Origin of the sequence: Cupriavidus consociatus, from assembly GCF_017814975.1 — a bacterium.
GTDB classification, from domain to species: domain Bacteria; phylum Pseudomonadota; class Gammaproteobacteria; order Burkholderiales; family Burkholderiaceae; genus Cupriavidus; species Cupriavidus consociatus.
Window position 1 is genome coordinate 158,569 of the sequence record NZ_JAGIQA010000016.1, and the last position, 20,307, is coordinate 178,875.

13 protein-coding genes and 4 tRNA genes are annotated in these 20,307 nt (G+C 62.6%); all 17 read right to left on the reverse strand.

Annotated features, from left to right (window positions below; translation table 11 throughout):
* Positions 1 to 7: 7 nt before the first annotated feature.
* Complete coding sequence (gene fusA, locus J8I82_RS22320) at positions 8 to 2,116, reverse strand: elongation factor G (RefSeq protein WP_209761060.1); 2,109 nt, start codon at positions 2,114 to 2,116, stop codon at positions 8 to 10.
* Positions 2,117 to 2,233: 117 nt separating this feature from the next.
* The gene (rpsG, locus tag J8I82_RS22325; RefSeq protein WP_010810459.1) at positions 2,234 to 2,704 is read right to left on the reverse strand and encodes a 30S ribosomal protein S7; all 471 of its coding nucleotides are present in this window, start codon (positions 2,702 to 2,704) and stop codon (positions 2,234 to 2,236) included.
* A gap of 229 nt (positions 2,705 to 2,933) precedes the next feature.
* Positions 2,934 to 3,311 carry a 30S ribosomal protein S12 gene (rpsL, locus tag J8I82_RS22330; protein WP_006576501.1) on the reverse strand — a complete coding sequence of 126 codons (378 nt, stop codon included), beginning with the start codon at positions 3,309 to 3,311 and terminating at the stop codon, positions 2,934 to 2,936.
* A gap of 336 nt (positions 3,312 to 3,647) precedes the next feature.
* Positions 3,648 to 5,495, reverse strand: a complete 1,848-nt coding sequence (gene recQ / locus J8I82_RS22335; RefSeq protein WP_209761061.1) for a DNA helicase RecQ — start codon at positions 5,493 to 5,495, stop codon at positions 3,648 to 3,650.
* 187 nt (positions 5,496 to 5,682) lie between these two features.
* Positions 5,683 to 9,930, reverse strand: a complete 4,248-nt coding sequence (gene rpoC, locus J8I82_RS22340) for a DNA-directed RNA polymerase subunit beta' (protein ID WP_209761062.1) — start codon at positions 9,928 to 9,930, stop codon at positions 5,683 to 5,685.
* Positions 9,931 to 10,044: 114 nt separating this feature from the next.
* On the reverse strand, positions 10,045 to 14,151 hold the full coding sequence (rpoB, locus tag J8I82_RS22345) for a DNA-directed RNA polymerase subunit beta (RefSeq protein WP_209761063.1): 4,107 nt from the start codon (positions 14,149 to 14,151) through the stop codon (positions 10,045 to 10,047).
* 429 nt (positions 14,152 to 14,580) lie between these two features.
* Positions 14,581 to 14,955, reverse strand: a complete 375-nt coding sequence (rplL, locus tag J8I82_RS22350; protein WP_010810464.1) for a 50S ribosomal protein L7/L12 — start codon at positions 14,953 to 14,955, stop codon at positions 14,581 to 14,583.
* Positions 14,956 to 15,024: 69 nt separating this feature from the next.
* Positions 15,025 to 15,546 carry a 50S ribosomal protein L10 gene (gene rplJ / locus J8I82_RS22355; RefSeq protein ID WP_209761064.1) on the reverse strand — a complete coding sequence of 174 codons (522 nt, stop codon included), beginning with the start codon at positions 15,544 to 15,546 and terminating at the stop codon, positions 15,025 to 15,027.
* A gap of 410 nt (positions 15,547 to 15,956) precedes the next feature.
* Entirely contained in the window at positions 15,957 to 16,652 is a 696-nt protein-coding gene (rplA, locus tag J8I82_RS22360) for a 50S ribosomal protein L1 (protein ID WP_209761065.1), read from the reverse strand.
* Positions 16,653 to 17,084 carry a 50S ribosomal protein L11 gene (gene rplK / locus J8I82_RS22365; RefSeq protein ID WP_010810467.1) on the reverse strand — a complete coding sequence of 144 codons (432 nt, stop codon included), beginning with the start codon at positions 17,082 to 17,084 and terminating at the stop codon, positions 16,653 to 16,655. It lies immediately after the preceding gene.
* Positions 17,085 to 17,246: 162 nt separating this feature from the next.
* Positions 17,247 to 17,828 carry a transcription termination/antitermination protein NusG gene (gene nusG / locus J8I82_RS22370; protein ID WP_209761066.1) on the reverse strand — a complete coding sequence of 194 codons (582 nt, stop codon included), beginning with the start codon at positions 17,826 to 17,828 and terminating at the stop codon, positions 17,247 to 17,249.
* Between the two features lie 10 nt (positions 17,829 to 17,838).
* A complete protein-coding gene (secE, locus tag J8I82_RS22375; RefSeq protein ID WP_209761067.1) occupies positions 17,839 to 18,219 on the reverse strand; it encodes a preprotein translocase subunit SecE in 381 nt (126 codons plus the stop codon).
* 59 nt (positions 18,220 to 18,278) lie between these two features.
* Positions 18,279 to 18,354, reverse strand: a tRNA-Trp gene (locus tag J8I82_RS22380).
* A gap of 84 nt (positions 18,355 to 18,438) precedes the next feature.
* A complete protein-coding gene (gene tuf, locus J8I82_RS22385) occupies positions 18,439 to 19,629 on the reverse strand; it encodes an elongation factor Tu (protein WP_133098639.1) in 1,191 nt (396 codons plus the stop codon).
* Positions 19,630 to 19,675: 46 nt separating this feature from the next.
* Positions 19,676 to 19,750, reverse strand: a tRNA-Thr gene (locus J8I82_RS22390).
* A gap of 39 nt (positions 19,751 to 19,789) precedes the next feature.
* Positions 19,790 to 19,863, reverse strand: a tRNA-Gly gene (locus J8I82_RS22395).
* A gap of 51 nt (positions 19,864 to 19,914) precedes the next feature.
* Positions 19,915 to 20,000 (reverse strand) — tRNA-Tyr (locus J8I82_RS22400).
* Positions 20,001 to 20,307 lie beyond the last annotated feature (307 nt).

Genomic DNA, 20,307 nt, shown 5'->3' on the forward strand with positions numbered 1-20,307 from the left:
CTTTTTATTACTTGCCCTTGGCCGCCATCACGGCTTCGGCGATGTTCTTCGGTGCCTCTGCGTAGTGCTTGAATTCCATGGTGTACGTGGCGCGGCCTTGCGTGGCCGAGCGCAGCGACGTGGAATAACCGAACATTTCCGACAGCGGGACTTCGGCCTTGATGATCTTGCCGCCGCCCACCATGTCGTCCATGCCCTGCACGATGCCGCGGCGGGACGACAAGTCGCCCATCACGGTACCCGTGTAGTCTTCCGGCGTTTCCACTTCCACGGCCATCATCGGCTCGAGCAGAACCGGGCTGGCCTTGCGCATGGCTTCCTTGAAAGCCATCGAGCCGGCCATGCGGAACGCGTTTTCGTTCGAGTCCACGTCGTGGTACGAACCGAACGTCAGCGTAACCTTCACGTCCACCACCGGGAAGCCAGCCAGGATACCGTTCGGCAGCGTGTCGACGATACCCTTTTCGACCGCCGGGATGTACTCGCGAGGAATCACACCGCCCTTGATGGCGTCGATGAACTCGAAGCCCTTGCCCGGCTCTTGCGGTTCCAGCGTGATCACAGCGTGACCGTACTGGCCGCGGCCGCCCGACTGCTTGACGAACTTGCCCTCGACGCCTTCGGCCGTCTTGCGAATGGTTTCGCGGTAGGCCACCTGCGGCGCGCCGATGTTGGCTTCCACGCCGAATTCGCGCTTCATGCGGTCGACCAGAATTTCGAGGTGGAGCTCGCCCATGCCCGAAATGATGGTCTGACCCGATTCTTCATCGGTACGCACGCGGAACGACGGATCTTCAGCGGCCAGGCGGTTCAGGGCGATGCCCATCTTTTCCTGGTCAGCCTTGGTCTTCGGCTCGACAGCCTGCGAGATCACGGGCTCCGGGAACACCATGCGCTCGAGCACGATCGGTGCAGCCGGATCGCACAGCGTGTCGCCCGTGGTGGCGTCCTTCAGACCCACCGCAGCGGCGATGTCGCCGGCCAGCACTTCCTTGATTTCCTCGCGCTGGTTGGCATGCATTTGCAGAATACGGCCGAGGCGTTCCTTCTTGCTCTTGACCGGGTTGTACACGGTGTCGCCCGAATTGATCTTGCCCGAGTACACGCGGAAGAAGATCAGCTGACCAACGAACGGGTCGGTCATGATCTTGAACGCCAGTGCCGAGAACTTTTCGTTGTCGTCAGCCTTGCGCTCGAGCTTCTTCTCGCTGTCGTCCTCGTCCGTGCCCGTAACCGGCGGAATGTCGACCGGCGACGGCAGGAAGTCGATCACGGCGTCCAGCATGCGCTGCACGCCCTTGTTCTTGAACGCGGTGCCGCACAGCATCGGCTGGATTTCGCAGGCGATGGTACGGTCACGCAGGGCCTTGACGATCTCGGCGCGGGTCAGCTCTTCGCCGCCCAGGTACTTTTCCATCAGCTCTTCGCTGGCTTCGGCGGCGGACTCGACCATCTTCTCGCGCCATTCGTCAGCGGTGGCTTGCAGTTCGGCCGGGATGTCCTGGTATTCGAACTTCACGCCTTGGCTGGCTTCGTCCCAAACGATCGCCTTCATTTCCAGCAGATCGACGACGCCCTGGAAGCCGTCTTCAGCGCCGATCGGCACCACGACGGGCACCGGGTTGGCCTTCAGGCGGGTCTTCAGCTGGTCGTAGACCTTGAAGAAGTTCGCGCCGGTACGGTCCATCTTGTTGACGAACGCCAGACGCGGCACCTTGTACTTGTTGGCCTGACGCCAGACGGTTTCGGACTGCGGCTGCACGCCACCCACTGCGCAGTACACCATGCACGCGCCGTCCAGCACGCGCATGGAACGCTCCACCTCGATGGTGAAGTCCACGTGGCCCGGGGTGTCGATGATGTTGAAGCGGTGCTCGGGGTAGTTGCCGCCCATGCCCTTCCAGAAGGCGGTGGTCGCAGCAGACGTGATGGTGATGCCGCGCTCCTGCTCCTGCTCCATCCAGTCCATGGTGGCCGCGCCATCATGCACTTCACCGATCTTGTGGTTCACACCGGTGTAGAACAGGATCCGCTCGGTCGTGGTGGTTTTACCCGCGTCAATGTGAGCCGAAATACCGATGTTGCGGTAGCGCTCAATAGGAGTCTTACGAGCCACTTTAATCCTCTATTCGTCCGTGAGGCGCCGGCATCTCATGGCCCGCGCCCCTAACACAAACGGGCGAGATGTGTAAAAACACAGCCCGCCCGGCAACCAACAAACGCTATCGCGCGCTTAGAAGCGGAAATGCGAGAACGCCTTGTTGGCTTCGGCCATGCGGTGCACTTCGTCGCGCTTCTTCATCGCGCCGCCACGGCCTTCCGATGCTTCCAGCAGCTCACCTGCCAGGCGCAGCGCCATCGACTTCTCGCTGCGTTTCTTCGCGGCCTCGCGCAGCCAACGCATCGCCAATGCCAGACGACGCGACGGACGGACTTCGACCGGAACCTGATAGTTGGCGCCGCCCACGCGACGGCTCTTCACTTCCACCACCGGCTTCACGTTGTTGATGGCAACGGAGAACACTTCGATGGGGGCCTTGCCTGCCTTCTTTTCGATCTGGTCGAACGCGCCATAGACGATACGTTCGGCAACCGACTTCTTGCCGTCCAGCATCAGCACGTTCATGAACTTGGCAACTTCAACGTTGCCGAACTTCGGATCAGGCAGAACATCCCGCTTGGGGACTTCACGACGACGTGGCATCTTCTTTCCTTTAGATTCAGTTGAGAGCGCGGTCAGTTGTTTCCGCTCTCCGGCCACCAACTAGCTTGCATGCAATAGACAGCAAATTCGCCGGGTGACCACTTACTCGACGGCACGGTTGCCAAAAAGGCGCTCCGTTGTACCGCCGCCTGGTGACAGCACCATGACTCGCGCCACAGGCTATCGTTTGTTTGCTGCTTTGGATCTCGCAGACCCAGGCACCCTAAGCTTAGGCCGCCTTCGGACGCTTCGCGCCGTACTTCGAACGGGCCTGCTTGCGGTCCTTCACGCCCTGCAGATCCAGCGAGCCACGGACGATGTGGTAACGCACACCCGGCAGATCCTTCACACGGCCGCCGCGAATCAGCACGACCGAGTGTTCCTGCAGGTTGTGGCCTTCACCACCGATGTACGAAATGACTTCGAAACCGTTGGTCAGGCGCACCTTGGCGACCTTACGCAGTGCCGAGTTCGGCTTCTTCGGCGTCGTGGTGTACACGCGGGTGCACACACCACGGCGCTGGGGGCAGTTCTCAAGCGCCGGGCTCTTGCTCTTGATGACTTCAGAGACGCGCGGCTTGCGAACCAGTTGGTTGATAGTTGGCATTGTTCAATCCAGCTTGGTTTTACGAAAAACGCCCCTCGCGCCGGCATGCGCCAGGCTGGAGAGGCAACTACGGGTTTTTGGGCGGGAGAGATGAGCGGGCGCGCTCTGGAGACGGGACTGTGCGGTAACAGCATGCCAAAGAGCGCGAGCCGGCACCCGGATCCCGCGTCTGCCGCCACCGGTCCATCAAAACCGGTCCGGAAGGCTTGCCAGCAGCGGCATGAAAGCCACTTATCCGACGGGCGAGCGAAATCCAAAGCCAAAAACTCGAATCTGCCATCCTAGCAGCGGAATCGTATACCGTCAAGCCGTATAACCGGATGGAAACAGCGGTGGCTAGACGTCGCGCAGGGTGTCAAGGATGCCCTGCCCGTAGCGCTCCAGCTTGGATGCACCAATCCCGGGAATGCCTTGCATTGCCGAGAGCGAGTCCGGCGCAGTACGCGCCAGTTCTGCCAGCGTGGCGTCATGGAAGATCACGTAGGCCGGTACGCCGTGCTCGCGCGCGGCCTCGGTGCGCCAGCGGCGCAGCGCCTCCCAGTTGGCCAGCGTGTCGGCATCCATGTCCGCGGTATGGTCGATGCGGTTGCCGCGCGCCGCGCGTTCGCCGGATTTGCCCGGCTTGGCAGCCTGGCGTCGCAGGATGATCTGTCGCTCGCCCTTGAGCACATCGCGCGCGCGTTCGCCCAGCAGCAGCGCGCCGTGGCCGCCATGGTCGATCAACAGCAAGCCCTGGGCGATCAGCTGGCGAAAGACCGTGTGCCACTCATGCACCGAACGGTCCTTGCCGATGCCGAAGGTCGATACCTTGTCATGGCCCCACTGCTTGATCTTCTCCGACGCATTGCCGCGCAGTACGTCGATCAGGTGCGTCGAGCCAAAGTGGACCCGGCTTGCCTGCGCGGTGCGGTACACGCATGACAGCGCCATCTGCGCCTCGCGCGTGCCATCCCAGGTGGCCGGCGGTTCCAGGCAGGTGTCGCAGTTGCCACAGGGCTCGCTGGCTTCTTCAAAGTACGCAAGGATGCGCTGGCGCCGGCAGCCGGCAGTCTCGCACAAACCCAGTAGCGCATCGAGCTTGGACGACGACACGCGCTTGAACGCCTCGTCCGCGTCGGACTCGTCGATCATGCGCTTCTGCTGCACCACGTCACCGAGGCCGTAGGCCATCCAGGCATTGGCGGGCAATCCGTCGCGCCCGGCACGGCCCGTCTCCTGGTAGTAGCCTTCCATGCTCTTGGGCAGGTCAAGGTGAGCGACGAAGCGGACGTCCGGCTTGTCGATCCCCATGCCGAAGGCAATGGTGGCCACCATCACCAGCCCTTCTTCTTCGCGGAAGCGTGCCTGGTGGCGCTGGCGCGTGCCTGGGTCCATGCCGGCGTGGTAGGGCAGCGCGTTGATGCCGTGCCCTTCCAGCCACGCCGCGGTGTCCTCCACCTTCTTGCGCGACAGGCAGTAGACGATGCCGCTGTCGTGGGTGCCGTCGGCGGCGGTGTGCTCGGCCTTGATAAAGGCCAGCAATTGCTGGCGCGCATTGTCCTTCTCGACAATGCGGTAGCGAATATTGGGCCGGTCAAAGCTGGAGATGAAGACGCGGGCGTCGTCCAGCGCCAGCCGCTCGATGATCTCGTTGCGCGTCAGTGCGTCCGCGGTAGCGGTCAGGGCGATGCGCGGCACGTACGGGAAGCGCTCGTGCAGCACCGACAGTTGGATGTATTCCGGCCGGAAATCATGGCCCCACTGCGATACGCAATGCGCCTCGTCGATGGCGAACAGTCCGACGCGGGTCCGCTCGAGCAGGTCGAGGAAGCGCGGCGTCATCAGCCGCTCGGGTGCGACGTAGAGGATCTCCACCCTGCCTGCCAGCAGGTCGCGCTCGACCGCGGACGCTTCCGAACCGGTCAGCGTCGAATTCAGTACCGCGGCGCGCACGCCCGCTTCGGTCAGCGCCGCGACCTGGTCCTGCATCAACGCGATCAGCGGCGATACCACGATGCCGACGCCCTGCCCCGTACGCTGGCGCAGCAGTGCCGGAATCTGGTAGCACAGCGACTTGCCGCCGCCGGTCGGCATCAGCACCAGGCTGTCGCCGCCTTCGGCAACGTGGTCGATGATCTCGGCCTGGCGCCCGCGGAAGGCGTGGTAGCCGAAGACATCCTTGAGGATCGCCAATGCTTGCGACATGGACTGCGGAATTGCTGAAGCCGGAAAAGCCGTAACCTTACCACTAAGGGACCCGGCCACCGCGACTGGCGGGCAAACTCTCCGACGTTTCTCACGAAAGGCCACGCCAGCGCGGACATAAAAAAAAAACCCGGCTGGATCAGCCGGGCTTTCGACCGCCTTGCGGCGGGCATTCAGTACTGCAAGATCAGGCGTTGTCGCCCTCACCCTCGGTCGTCGCCTGCACCACGGGCGGCGGCTCGATGAAGAGCGACTGCTCTTCTTCGGCGATCGCCTGGGCGCGTTCGCGCTCGGAGGCCTCGCGTGCCTTGCGGGCACGGTGGTAGGCCAGGCCGGTACCGGCCGGGATCAGACGGCCCACGATCACGTTTTCCTTCAGACCGCGCAGGTCGTCGGTCTTGCCCATGATCGCGGCTTCGGTCAGCACGCGCGTGGTTTCCTGGAACGATGCCGCCGAGATGAAGCTGTCGGTCGACAGCGACGCCTTGGTAATACCCAGCAGCAGGTTCTCGTAGGTTGCCGGACGCTTGCCTTCGGCGATCACGCGGTCGTTCTCGTCGAGCAGTTCCGAACGCTCCACCTGTTCACCCGGGATGAACTTGGTGTCGCCCACATCGACGATCTGCACGCGACGCAGCATCTGGCGAACAATCACCTCGATGTGCTTGTCGTTGATCTTCACGCCCTGCAGACGGTACACGTCCTGCACTTCGTCCACGATGTAGTGCGCCAGCTCTTCGATGCCCTTCAGGCGCAGGATGTCGTGCGGGTCCGCCGGACCTTCCACGATCATTTCGCCCTTGTTCACCACCTGGCCGTCGTGCACCAGCACCTGCTTTTCCTTCGCGATCAGGAACTCGTGGGCATTGCCGTCCAGGTCGGTGATGACCAGGCGCTGCTTGCCCTTGGTGTCCTTGCCGAACGAGGTCGTGCCGGTGACTTCCGCCAGCACGGCGGCGTCCTTCGGCGATCGCGCTTCGAACAGCTCGGCCACACGCGGCAGACCACCGGTAATGTCGCGGGTCTTCTGCGATTCGGTCGGGATACGCGCGAGCACTTCACCCACGTGCACCTGCTGGCCGTCCTTCACGGTAATCAGCGCGCCGACCTGGAAGCCGATGGTCACGGAGTGGTCCGTGCCCGGGATCTTGACTTCCTGGCCGTTGGCGTCGAGCAGCTTCACCTGCGGGCGAATGCCCTTGGTTGCAGCCGTGCGGCGCTTGGCGTCGATCACCACCAGGGTCGACAGGCCGGTGACTTCGTCCATCTGCTTGGCGACGGTCACGCCTTCTTCGACGTTCTCGAACTTGGTCGTACCGGTGTATTCCGAAACGATCGGGCGAGTCAGCGCGTCCCACGTGGCCAGCTGCGTGCCAGCCTTGATCGCCTGGCCGTCCTGCACCAGCAGCGTGGCGCCATACGGGATCTTGTGGCGCTCGCGCTCGCGGCCATGGTCGTCGGTGATCAGCGCCTCGCCCGAACGCGAGATGACGATCAGTTCGCCCTTCGCATTGGTGACGTAACGCATGGTCGCCGTGAAACGCACGGTACCGGTCGCCTTGGCTTCCACGCTCGATGCCACTGCCGCACGCGATGCCGCACCACCGATGTGGAACGTACGCATGGTCAGCTGCGTGCCCGGCTCACCAATCGACTGGGCGGCAATCACGCCCACCGCTTCGCCGGAGTTCACCAGCACGCCGCGGCCCAGGTCGCGGCCATAGCACTTGCCGCACAGGCCGTAGCGCGTGTCGCACGACAGCGGGGTGCGGACCTTGACTTCGTCCACGCCGATGTTGTCAATCAGCTCGACCAGGTCTTCGTCCAGCAGCGTGCCGGATTCGATCGCGGTTTCCTGGGTTTCCGGGTTCACCACGTCGGCCACGGTCACACGGCCGAGGATACGGTCGCGCAGGGCTTCGATCACTTCACCGCCTTCGACCAGGGCCTTCATGGCCACGCCGTTGGAGGTGCCGCAATCGTCTTCCACCACGACCAGATCCTGGGTCACGTCGACCAGACGACGGGTCAGGTAACCCGAGTTCGCGGTCTTCAGTGCCGTATCCGCCAGACCCTTACGGGCACCGTGGGTCGAGATGAAGTACTGCAGAACGTTCAGGCCTTCGCGGAAGTTCGCCGTAATCGGCGTTTCAATGATCGAGCCATCCGGCTTGGCCATCAGGCCACGCATACCGGCCAGCTGGCGGATCTGCGCGGCGGAACCCCGTGCGCCCGAGTCGGCCATCATGTAGATGGAGTTGAACGACTCTTGCTTCACGGTCTTGCCTTCGCGGTCGACCACGTCCTCGTGCTGGAGCTGCTCCATCATCGCCTTGCCCACCTGGTCGCCGGCGGCGCCCCAGATATCCACGACGTTGTTGTAGCGTTCCTGGTCGGTCACCAGACCCGACATGTACTGCTTGTCGTATTCCTTCACCTTGGCCGAGGCCTCGGCAATGATCTTCTCCTTGGCGGGCGGCACCAGCATGTCGTCGATGGCGATCGAGATACCGGCGCGGGTTGCCAGGCGGAAGCCCGACTGCAGCAGCTTGTCGGCGAAGATCACGGTCTCGCGCAGACCGCACTTGCGGAATGCGGTGTTGATCAGGCGCGAGATTTCCTTCTTCTTGAGCGGCTTGTTCAGCACCGAGAACGGCAGGCCCTTCGGCAGGATCTCGGACAGGATCGCGCGGCCGACCGTGGTGGCCTGCAGCGTGATCTTGGGTGCGAAACGGGCGTCGCCTTCGGCGTCCTTGTCGACCAGCTCATACTCGGTGATACGCACGTTCACGCGGGAAGCCAGCTCGACTTCCTTGTTCTCGTAGGCGCGGATCACTTCGCTGATGTCGGCGAAGGTCATGCCCTCACCGCGGCCGTTGATCTTGTCGCGGGTCGTGTAATACAGACCCAGCACCACGTCTTGCGACGGCACGATCGACGGGTCGCCGTTGGCCGGGAACAGCACGTTGTTGGAGGCCAGCATCAGGGTGCGGGCTTCCATCTGCGCTTCCAGCGACAGCGGGACGTGGACAGCCATCTGGTCACCGTCGAAGTCGGCGTTGAATGCCGCGCAGACCAGCGGGTGCAGCTGGATGGCCTTGCCTTCGATCAGCACCGGCTCGAACGCCTGGATGCCCAGGCGGTGCAGCGTCGGCGCACGGTTCAGCATCACCGGGTGCTCGCGAATCACCTCTTCGAGGATGTCCCACACCACCGGGGTCTGGCTTTCGACTTCCTTCTTCGCCGCCTTGATGGTGGTGGCGATGCCCATCGTTTCCAGCTTGTGGAAGATGAACGGCTTGAACAGCTCGAGCGCCATCAGCTTGGGCAGGCCGCACTGGTGCAGCTTCAGCGTCGGGCCCACCACGATGACCGAACGGCCCGAGTAGTCGACGCGCTTGCCCAGCAGGTTCTGACGGAAACGGCCGCCCTTGCCCTTGATCATTTCGGCCAGGGACTTCAGCGGACGCTTGTTGGCACCGGTCATCGCCTTGCCGCGACGGCCGTTGTCCAGCAGCGAGTCAACCGCTTCCTGCAGCATGCGCTTTTCGTTGCGCACGATGATCTCGGGCGCCTTCAGCTCCAGCAGGCGCTTCAGGCGGTTGTTACGGTTGATGACGCGGCGATACAGGTCGTTCAGGTCCGAGGTCGCAAAGCGGCCGCCGTCCAGCGGCACCAGCGGACGCAGCTCGGGCGGCAGCACCGGCAGCACTTCAAGGATCATCCACTCGGGCTTGATGCCCGAACGCTGGAAGGCCTCGAGCACCTTCAGGCGCTTGGCGAACTTCTTGATCTTGGCTTCGGAACCGGTGGCCTGCAGCTCGGCGCGGATCTGTTCGATCTGCTTCTCGATGTCGATGCCGCGCAGCAGCTCACGGATGCCCTCGGCACCCATCATGGCGACGAACTCGCCCTCGCCGTACTCGTCGCATTTCGCCAGGTAGTCGTCTTCCGACATGATCTGGCTCTTCTTGAGCGGGGTCATGCCGGGTTCGAGCACCACGAAAGCTTCGAAGTACAGCACGCGCTCGATGTCGCGCAGCGTCATGTCCAGGACCATGCCCAGACGCGACGGCAGCGACTTCAGGAACCAGATGTGCGCGGTCGGCGCGGCCAGTTCGATGTGGCCCATGCGCTCGCGGCGCACCTTGGCCAGCGTCACTTCAACGCCGCACTTCTCGCAGATCACGCCGCGGTGCTTCAGGCGCTTGTACTTGCCGCACAGGCACTCGTAGTCCTTGATCGGGCCAAAGATCTTGGCGCAGAAGAGGCCGTCGCGTTCCGGCTTGAACGTACGGTAGTTGATCGTTTCCGGCTTCTTCACTTCGCCGTACGACCACGAACGAATCTTCTCGGGCGAGGCCAGGCCGATCTTGATCGCGTCGAACTGCTCTTCCTGCTGTACCTGCTTAAAGAGATCGAGCAATGCTTTCATTGCAACTCCTTGTTTCGCCACCAGCCCGGAGTCTGTCCGGGGCGATGGCATTCATTCTGTGGGAAATCCTGCGCTGGTGGGTGCCGGCCGCAGCCGGCACCCGCATCGGCTCGATCAGTAGCGATCGAGGTCGATGTCGATACCCAGCGAGCGGATTTCCTTCACCAGCACGTTGAACGATTCCGGCATGCCGGCATCGATCGAGTGCTCGCCCTTGACGATGTTCTCGTACACCTTGGTACGGCCGTTCACGTCATCGGACTTGACCGTCAGCATTTCCTGCAGCACGTACGACGCGCCGTAGGCTTCCAGTGCCCACACTTCCATCTCACCGAAACGCTGGCCACCGAACTGGGCCTTGCCGCCCAGCGGCTGCTGCGTCACCAGCGAGTACGGGCCGGTGGAACGTGCGTGCATCTTGTCGTCAACCAGGTGGTGCAGCTTCAGCATGTGCATCACACCCAGCGTGACCGGACGCTCGAACGCTTCGCCGGTGCGGCCGTCGTGCAGCGTGACCTGCTGCTTGGAAGCCGTCAGGCCCTTCTCGGCAGCAATCTCGTCCGGGTAGGCCAGGTCGAGCATGCGCTTGATTTCGGTCTCGTGCGCACCATCGAACACCGGCGTCGCGAACGGCACGCCCTTCTTCAGGTTGTGCGCCAGCTCCAGCACTTCGGCGTCGCTCAGGCTGTCCAGGTCCTCCGGCTTGCCGCTCTCGTTGTAGATCTGCGAGAGCAGCGTGCGCAGTTCCTGCGCCTTGGCCGATGCCTTGAGCATGTCGCCGATGCGCTGGCCCAGGCCGCGCGCGGCCCAGCCGAGGTGGGTTTCCAGAATCTGGCCCACGTTCATCCGCGACGGCACGCCCAGGGGGTTCAGCACGATGTCGGCCGGGGTACCGTCCGCCATGTACGGCATGTCTTCGATCGGGACGATCTTCGACACCACACCCTTGTTACCGTGACGGCCTGCCATCTTGTCGCCAGGCTGCAGGCGGCGCTTGACGGCCAGGTAGACCTTGACCATCTTGATCACGCCCGGCGGCAGTTCGTCGCCCTGCGTCAGCTTCTTGCGCTTCTCTTCGAAGGCCAGGTCGAACTCATGACGCTTCTGCTCGATGGCTTCCTTGACGGCTTCCAGCTGGGCAGCCAGTTCCTCGTCCGCCGGACGGATGTCGAACCAGTGGTACTTGTCGACGTCAGCCAGGTATTCCTTGGTGATCTTGGCACCCTTGGCCAGCTTCTTCGGACCGCCGTTCACGGTCTTGTCGATCAGCAGGCGCTCCAGACGCTGGAAGGCATCGCCTTCCACGATACGCAGCTGGTCGTTCAGGTCCAGGCGGTAGCGCTTCAGTTCGTCGTCGATGATCGACTGGGCACGCTTGTCGCGGGTCACGCCTTCGCGGGTGAAGACCTGGACGTCGATCACGATGCCGCTCATGCCCGACGGCACGCGCAGCGAGGTGTCCTTCACGTCCGATGCCTTCTCGCCGAAGATCGCGCGCAGCAGCTTCTCTTCCGGCGTCAGCTGGGTTTCGCCCTTCGGCGTGACCTTGCCCACCAGCACGTCGCCGGCTTCAACCTCGGCGCCGATGTAGGTGATGCCCGACTCGTCCAGGCGAGCCAGCTGGGCTTCGGCCAGGTTCGAGATATCGCGCGTGATTTCCTCAGGTCCCAGCTTGGTGTCGCGGGCAACGACCGACAGTTCCTCGATGTGGATCGAGGTATAGCGGTCTTCGGCCACCACACGCTCCGAGATCAGGATCGAATCCTCGAAGTTGTAGCCGTTCCACGGCATGAACGCCACCAGCATGTTCTGGCCCAGGGCCAGCTCGCCCAGGTCGGTCGAGGCGCCGTCGGCGATGACGTCGCCGCGGGCCACGTGGTCGCCCACCTTGACCATCGGACGCTGGTTGATGTTGGTGTTCTGGTTCGAGCGCGTGTACTTGATCAGGTTGTAGATGTCCACGCCGACTTCACCGGCCACGGCTTCGTCGTCGTTCACGCGGATCACGATACGCATCGCGTCGACATAGTCGACCACGCCGCCACGCATCGCCTGCACGGCAGTACCCGAGTCGACCGCAACGGTGCGCTCGATGCCGGTACCGACCAGCGGCTTGTCCGGACGCAGGCAAGGCACGGCCTGACGCTGCATGTTCGCGCCCATCAGTGCACGGTTCGCGTCGTCGTGTTCCAGGAACGGCACCAGCGAGGCAGCGGCCGACACGATCTGCGACGGCGCCACGTCGATGTACTGCACGCGGTCCGGCGTCACCATACGGGTTTCACGCTCGGAGCCTTCACGCGCCGACACCAGTTCGTCGGTCAGGTTGCCGTCAGCATCGACGGTCGCGTTGGCCTGCGCCACCACGTACTTGCCTTCCTCGATCGCGGACAGGTAGTCGACCTGGTCGGTCAGCTTGCTGTTCTCGACCTTGCGGTACGGGGTTTCCAGGAAGCCGTACTCGTTCAGGCGCGCATACAGTGCCAGCGAGTTGATCAGACCAATGTTCGGGCCTTCCGGCGTTTCGATCGGGCACACGCGGCCGTAGTGGGTCGGGTGCACGTCGCGGACTTCAAAGCCCGCGCGCTCGCGCGTCAGACCGCCCGGGCCCAGTGCGGAGACACGGCGCTTGTGCGTGATCTCGGACAGCGGGTTGGTCTGGTCCATGAACTGCGACAGCTGCGACGAACCGAAGAACTCGCGGATCGCCGACGAGATCGGCTTGGAGTTGATCAGGTCGTGCGGCATCAGGTTCTCGGTCTCGGCCTGGCCCAGACGTTCCTTGACGGCACGCTCCACGCGCGACAGCCCGGCGCGGAACTGGTTCTCGGCCAGTTCGCCGACGCAACGCACGCGACGGTTGCCCAGGTGGTCGATGTCATCGACCTCACCCTTGCCGTTGCGCAGGTTGACCAGGATCTTGATGGTCTCGAGGATGTCCTCGTCCTGCAGCACCATGGCGCCTTCACCGCTGGGGCGGCCCAGGCGGCTGTTGACCTTCATGCGGCCAACGCGCGACAGGTCGTACGACTCTTCGCTGTAGAACAGGCGCTGGAACAGCGCTTCCACGGCTTCCTCGGTCGGCGGCTCGCCCGGGCGCATCATGCGGTAGATCGCGATACGCGCAGCGGTCTGGTCGGCGGTCTCGTCCACGCGCAGGGTCTGCGACATGTACGGGCCCTGGTCCAGATCGTTGGTGTACAGGGTCTGGATCTGCTTGACGCCGGCTTCGCGCAGGTTTTCCAGCAGCGTTTCGGTCAGCTCGTCGTTGGCGTTGGCAATCACCTCGCCGGTATCCGGGTCGATGATGTTCTTGGCCAGCACGCGGCCCAGCAGGTAGTCTTCCGGCACGCTGATGAGCTTGGTGCCGGCCGAGTCCAGGTCGCGGATGTGCTTGGCGTTGATCCGCTTGTCCTTCTCGACGACCACGCGGCCGTTCTTGTCGGCGATGTCGAAGCGCGCGACTTCACCGCGCAGGCGCTCGGGCACGAACTCCAGTTGCGCGCCTTCCGACTGCAGCGTGAAGTTGTCGAACACGAAGAAGTGCGCGAGGATCTGTTCCGGGGTCAGGCCGATCGACTTCAGCAGGATCGTCACCGGCATCTTGCGGCGGCGGTCGACGCGGAAGTACAGGATGTCCTTCGGGTCGAATTCGAAGTCCAGCCACGAGCCGCGGTAGGGGATGATACGTGCCGAGAACAGCAGCTTGCCCGAGCTGTGGGTCTTGCCCTTGTCGTGCTCGAAGAACACGCCCGGCGAGCGGTGCAGCTGCGAGACGATGACGCGCTCGGTGCCATTGATCACGAACGAACCGGTGGAAGTCATCAGGGGGATCTCACCCATGTAGACTTCCTGCTCCTTCACTTCCTTGACCTTGCCCGGGTTCTCGCGATCGTTGATGATCAGGCGAACCTTGGCGCGCAGGGCCGAGTGGAAGGTCAGGCCACGCTGTTGACATTCCTTGACGTCGAACGGCGGGTTGGACAGGTGATACGAGACGAACTCCATACGGGCGAGCCCGTTATGCGAGGAGATCGGGAAGATTGCGTTGAAAGCGGCCTGGAGGCCTTCGCTCTTGCGACGCGCGGTCGGCGTTTCCGCTTGCAAGAACTGGGTGTAGGATTCAATCTGAGTAGCAAGCAGGAATGGAACCTGATGTACCGTCGCGCGCTTCGCAAAACTTTTGCGAATGCGCTTCTTTTCGGTGAAGCTGTACGCCATGGGATCTCCGAATCATCGCAGGACGGCTGGACCTGGCCGTACCTGAGGTGTTCAGCGACTGGGAGGGGATTTGGCGGTTGGCCGCTACCAACCTCTGGCTGACGGTGTCCGCACGCTGCGGGCGGTGTGGTCGTCGCATCAGCGCAACGCCTGCACTCGCCCGGGGGACACCCGACCAAACTTGTCTTCTGCAGTCGGTTCAGAAGACAAACATCAGCAGCAACCACTTAGTGTGCCACTGATGTTTGGCCTCTGCTGAGTTGCCGGCAAATCAAGTGCTGCCGGGACTCTCAAACATCACTTTTTGCGATTTTGCCCCTGTGCGGAGTGGTGACTAAAACACAATCGCACAAGCGCAAAAAGGCTGGCGCCGGGAAATTTCCCTTTGCCAGCCCCATTCGCGTGCCGCAAGGGCACGCGAGTACAGCATTACTTGACGTCGACCTTGGCGCCGGCGTCTTCCAGCTTCTTCTTGGCTTCGGCAGCAGCGGCCTTGTCCACGCCTTCCTTGACGGGCTTCGGTGCGCCATCGACCAGGTCCTTGGCTTCCTTCAGGCCCAGGCCGGTGATTTCGCGAACCGCCTTAATCACGCCAACCTTGTTGGCGCCGACTTCGGCCAGGATCACGTTGAACTCGGTCTGCTCTTCAGCAGCAGCGGCACCGCCAGCGCCCGGAGCAGCAGCCACGGCCATGGCAGCAGCCGACACGCCAAACTTCTCTTCGAACGCCTTGACCAGGTCGTTCAGTTCCATCACGGACATCGCGCCAACGGCTTCCAGGATGTCGTCTTTGGTGATTGCCATTTGAAATACTCCTACTAGATTTGATTCGGTATCGGTAATGCGATCTTTCGATGCGCGGCCTGGATTGCCTTAGGCGCCAGCAGCTTCCGCTTCCGCGGGAGCGCCTTCTTCCTTCTTGGCGGCCAGGGCAGCCAGCAGACGGGCGAAGCCCGACACCGGTGCCTGCATCACGCCCAGCAGCTGAGCAATCAGTTCGTCGCGGCTCGGGATCGAGGCCAGCGCCTTCACGGCGGCAGCGTCGAGAACCTTGCCGTCATACGACCCGGCGCGCAGGACCAGCTTGTCGTTGGTCTTGGCGAAGTCGTTCAGAACCTTGGCCGAGGCCACTGCATCTTCGGAAATACCGTAGATCAGCGGACCGGTCATCTGCTCTGCGAGGCCTGCAAACGGCGTACCTTCGACGGCACGGCGAGCCAGCGTGTTCTTCAGAACACGCAGGTACACGCCTTGCTGGCGAGCGGCAGCACGCAGCTTGGTCAGATCGCCAACCGCAATGCCGCGATATTCGGCGACGACGATGGTCTGGGCCTTGGCGACTTGCGCCGAGACCTCAGCAACGACGGCCTTCTTATCTTCAATATTGAGTGGCACGGTTAAGCTCCAAAATGACGCTTGTGTCTCCGGCAATACCGGAGCCTTCACGTCAGCACAAACGAACGGCGTCCGATTGGCCCGAATCACCCGGGTCAGTGCCCGGTTGCTTCAATCCCTTCGGGTGCGCCATCTGCGCTGGCTGGCCGGAAGACGTCGCTCAGGCTTGGAAGCCTTCCCACACGTTCCGACCGATTAAGCCCTTTCCGCATCACTGCCGCGGACAAGGACACCAGCGGTCTTTGATAACCAGCGGCGCCTTGCCGGTGCTTGCGCATCCGGCGGGCACCACTGCCCAAAGCCATGCTCCATTCCTTGCGGTCCGGAGACGACCCTCGCCATTGGCCAGGGTCTTCAATTCTTCTTGCCGACCGGTGTTATCGGGTGCCGGTCAGCAACTTGCCGTCAGCTCAGGCAGCCAGCGTCGCCTGGTCGACACGCACGCCGACGCCCATGGTCGACGAAACGGCGATCTTGCGCAGGTACACGCCCTTGCTGGTAGCCGGCTTGGCCTTGACCAGTGCGTCCAGCAGCGCCGACAGGTTGCTCTTCAGCGCGGCGTCTTCGAACGAGCGACGGCCGATGGTGGCGTGGATGATACCGGCCTTGTCGACACGGAACTGGACCTGACCGGCCTTGGCGTTCTTCACAGCCTGGGCCACATCGGGGGTCACGGTACCGACCTTCGGGTTCGGCATCAGGCCGCGCGGGCCCAGGATCTGGCCCAGCGTACCGACGATACGCATCGTGTCCGGCGAAGCGATCACGACGTCGAAGTTCAGGTTGCCGGCCTTGACTTGCTCGGCCAGGTCTTCCATGCCGACGATGTCAGCACCGGCGGCCTTGGCGGCCTCGGCCTTGTCGCTCTGGGCGAACACAGCCACGCGCACCGACTTGCCGGTACCGGCGGGCAGCACCACGGAACCACGAACCACCTGGTCCGACTTCTTGGCGTCGATGCCCAGTTGCACGGCCACGTCGATCGATTCGTCGAACTTCGCCGAGGCGCAGCCCTTCACCAGGCCCAGGGCCTCGTCGATCGGGTAGAACTTGGTACGCTCGATCTTCGCCTTGTTGGCGGCGACGCGCTTGGAAACCTTAGCCATTTACAGACCCTCCACGGTGATGCCCATCGAACGAGCCGAACCGGCGATGGTACGCACGGCGGCGTCCAGGTCGGCGGCGGTCAGGTCAGCGTTCTTGGCCTTGGCGATTTCTTCAGCCTGGGCGCGGGTGATCTTGCCAACCTTGTCCGTGTGGGGCTTCGGCGAACCCTTGGTGATGCCGGCTGCCTTCTTGATCAGCACGGTCGCCGGCGGCGACTTCATCACGAAGGTGAAGCTCTTGTCAGCGAAGGCGGTAATCACCACCGGCACCGGCAGACCAGGCTCCATGCCTTGGGTCTGGGCGTTGAACGCCTTGCAGAACTCCATAATGTTCAGACCACGCTGACCCAGTGCGGGACCAACGGGCGGGGAGGGATTTGCCTTACCAGCCGGAATCTGCAGCTTGATAAAGCCAATGATCTTCTTGGCCATCTCTACTCCAATCCGGATCGCTCCACTCGGGGAAGGCGATCCTGTTGAGTCGTAACGCGCTGTCGCCGCACCGGTGGCACGGCCTCACGCTCCTCTTTGGCAACGCCCTGAGGCACTGCCGTTGCCGGTTCCCGCCCTTTCGAGCGACAACCGGCAAATTCCTTAAACCTTCTCGACCTGGCCGAACTCAAGCTCGACCGGCGTTGCACGTCCGAAGATGGTGACCGAGACGCGCAGGCGCGATTTCTCGTAGTTCACTTCTTCCACGTTGCCGTTGAAGTCGGTGAACGGGCCGTCCTTGACGCGCACCATTTCGCCCACTTCGAACAGCGTCTTCGGACGAGGCTTCTCGACCCCTTCCTGCATCTGGGTCATGATCTTGTCGACTTCACGCTGCGAAATCGGGCTCGGGCGGTTGCGGGCGCCGCCCACGAAACCGGTGACCTTGCTGGTGTTCTTCACCAGGTGCCAGGTTTCGTCGGTCATTTCCATTTCCACCAGCACGTAGCCCGGGAAGAAACGGCGTTCGGTGACCGACTTGTGGCCGCCCTTGATTTCCACGACTTCTTCGGACGGCACCAGGATGCGGCCAAACTTGTCCTGCATCTCGGCGCGGTCGATGCGCTCCTGCAGCGCGCGCTGCACGCTCTTCTCCATGCCGGAGTAGGCATGCACGACATACCAGCGCTTCTTCGACGAAGGCGATTCCGGCGCGGTGTTTTCCTGCTGAGCGTTATCGGTCATGTGCTACCTCTTATTTCCAGCCCAGTACGAGCGAGAACACGACCCACTCGATGAGCTTGTCCGCCGACCACAGGAACAGTGCCATGATGACAACGAAGACAAAGACCAGGCCCGTCATCTGTCCGGCTTCCTTGCGCGTCGGCCAGACGACCTTGCGAACTTCCCGATACGATTCCTTGGCGAATCCAATGAAGTCCTTGCCCGGTGCCGAGACCAGTGCAACCACTACACCCAGTGCAATACCGCCGAACAGCGCAGCGCCACGTACATAAGACGGTTGCTGTGCTAGAGCATAGAAACCGATGACGCCGGCAACCACCAGCAGCACCGCGACGCCGAGCATCCACTTGCCGCTGTTGGCGTTCACGGTTTCAACATTGGGATTGGCCATGTTTCGCAAACGAGACTAAGCCGCGTCACGATTGCTCCTCGCGACGCGGCTGATTGATTTGGCAGGGGCAGAGGGAATCGAACCCCCAACCTTCGGTTTTGGAGACCGACGCTCTGCCAGTTGAGCTATACCCCTAGAACTACTTAGAGCTGACGCTTGCGCCAACCCTTTTCTGGCAACGAACGCGGCCGGTTGGTGCCGCGCTCGCAATCGAACAGCTTAGTCGAGGATCTTTGCCACGACGCCGGCGCCGACGGTACGGCCGCCTTCGCGGATGGCGAAGCGCAGGCCTTCTTCCATGGCGATCGGGGCGATCAGCTTGACGGTGATCGACACGTTGTCACCCGGCATGACCATTTCCTTGTCCTTCGGCAGCTCGATCGAGCCGGTCACGTCGGTCGTACGGAAGTAGAACTGCGGGCGGTAGTTGTTGAAGAACGGGGTGTGACGGCCGCCTTCGTCCTTCGACAGGATGTACACCTCGCCGGTGAAGTGGGTGTGCGGCTTGATCGAACCCGGCTTGCACAGCACCTGGCCGCGCTCGACGTCTTCACGCTTGGTGCCGCGCAGCAGCAGACCGACGTTGTCGCCAGCCTGGCCCTGGTCCAGCAGCTTGCGGAACATTTCCACGCCGGTGCAGGTGGTCTTCACGGTCGGGCGGATACCGACGATTTCGATTTCTTCGCCGACCTTGATGATGCCGCGCTCGATACGGCCGGTCACCACGGTGCCGCGACCCGAGATCGAGAACACGTCTTCCACCGGCATCAGGAAGGTACCGTCAACGGCACGCTCCGGCGTCGGGATGTAGGTGTCCAGCGCGTCGGCCAGGCGCATGATGGCTTCTTCGCCCAGGTCGCCCTTGTCGCCTTCCAGCGCCAGCTTGGCCGAACCCTTGATGATCGGGGTGTCGTCGCCGGGGAATTCGTACTTCGACAGCAGTTCGCGAACTTCCATCTCGACCAGCTCGAGCAGTTCAGCGTCGTCCACCATGTCGCACTTGTTCAGGAACACGATGATGTACGGCACGCCGACCTGACGGGCCAGCAGGATGTGCTCACGCGTTTGCGGCATCGGGCCGTCAGCGGCCGAGCACACCAGGATCGCGCCGTCCATCTGGGCGGCACCCGTGATCATGTTCTTCACGTAGTCGGCGTGGCCCGGGCAGTCAACGTGCGCGTAATGGCGGTTGGCCGTCTCGTACTCGACGTGGGCGGTATTGATGGTAATACCGCGTGCCTTCTCTTCCGGCGCTGCGTCGATTTCGTCGTACTTCTTGGCGGCACCGCCGAACTTGGCAGCCAGCACCGTGGCGATCGCTGCGGTCAGCGTGGTCTTGCCATGGTCAACGTGACCAATCGTACCAACGTTCACGTGCGGCTTAGTCCGCTCGAACTTTTCCTTTGCCATTGCGCGACTCCTGTCTCGGTAGCGATATTGCCAGTGCGGTGGTATTTGGTGCCCATGGGCAGGATCGAACTGCCGACCTCTCCCTTACCAAGGGAGTGCTCTACCACTGAGCCACATGGGCGAAACTAGACGTACTACTTTATGACAGCAACCGCACGACTGGAGCGGGTGAAGGGAATCGAACCCTCGTCGTAAGCTTGGAAGGCTTCTGCTCTACCATTGAGCTACACCCGCCCGGTTCTTTCCTGCTTCTTCACCGGCATAGCCGGCTGCCGTCTTGCATTCTGGTGGAGAGGGCTGGATTCGAACCAGCGTAGGCGTAAGCCAACAGATTTACAGTCTGCCCCCTTTAGCCACTCGGGCACCTCTCCGCAGAGAACTATCGATTATGGGGCTCTTTGCCTTGCCTGTCAAGCACTTTCCATTGCGGATGCTGTACTTAATCTGGCTAGGGCAGGCGTTCCGGCGTGGTGCTCGATGCCGCCTGCTGCTCCCACAAGCGCAGTTTAGATTTCTGCGTTCTCACCCTATAGGGGCTTCGCAAGACGGCTCCTGGAGGCTCTGAAGCGCCTGGCGGAGCTCCCGGAGCGGGATGTGAGCGGCCGCGCCAAAGCAAAAACCCCTCGCAGCACACGCTGTCGAGGGGTTTTGCACAATAAGAGCCTGGCGATGACCTAC

Coding starts and splice junctions, on each gene's coding strand:
- rpsG (WP_010810459.1), bottom strand. CDS start 2,704: ATGCCACGTCGTCGTGAAGTCCCCAAGCGGGATGTTCTGCCTGATCCG.
- rpsL (WP_006576501.1), bottom strand. CDS start 3,311: ATGCCAACTATCAACCAACTGGTTCGCAAGCCGCGCGTCTCTGAAGTC.
- recQ (WP_209761061.1), bottom strand. CDS start 5,495: ATGTCGCAAGCATTGGCGATCCTCAAGGATGTCTTCGGCTACCACGCC.
- rpoC (WP_209761062.1), bottom strand. CDS start 9,930: ATGAAAGCATTGCTCGATCTCTTTAAGCAGGTACAGCAGGAAGAGCAG.
- rpoB (WP_209761063.1), bottom strand. CDS start 14,151: ATGGCGTACAGCTTCACCGAAAAGAAGCGCATTCGCAAAAGTTTTGCG.
- rplL (WP_010810464.1), bottom strand. CDS start 14,955: ATGGCAATCACCAAAGACGACATCCTGGAAGCCGTTGGCGCGATGTCC.
- rplA (WP_209761065.1), bottom strand. CDS start 16,652: ATGGCTAAGGTTTCCAAGCGCGTCGCCGCCAACAAGGCGAAGATCGAG.
- rplK (WP_010810467.1), bottom strand. CDS start 17,084: ATGGCCAAGAAGATCATTGGCTTTATCAAGCTGCAGATTCCGGCTGGT.
- nusG (WP_209761066.1), bottom strand. CDS start 17,828: ATGACCGATAACGCTCAGCAGGAAAACACCGCGCCGGAATCGCCTTCG.
- secE (WP_209761067.1), bottom strand. CDS start 18,219: ATGGCCAATCCCAATGTTGAAACCGTGAACGCCAACAGCGGCAAGTGG.
- tuf (WP_133098639.1), bottom strand. CDS start 19,629: ATGGCAAAGGAAAAGTTCGAGCGGACTAAGCCGCACGTGAACGTTGGT.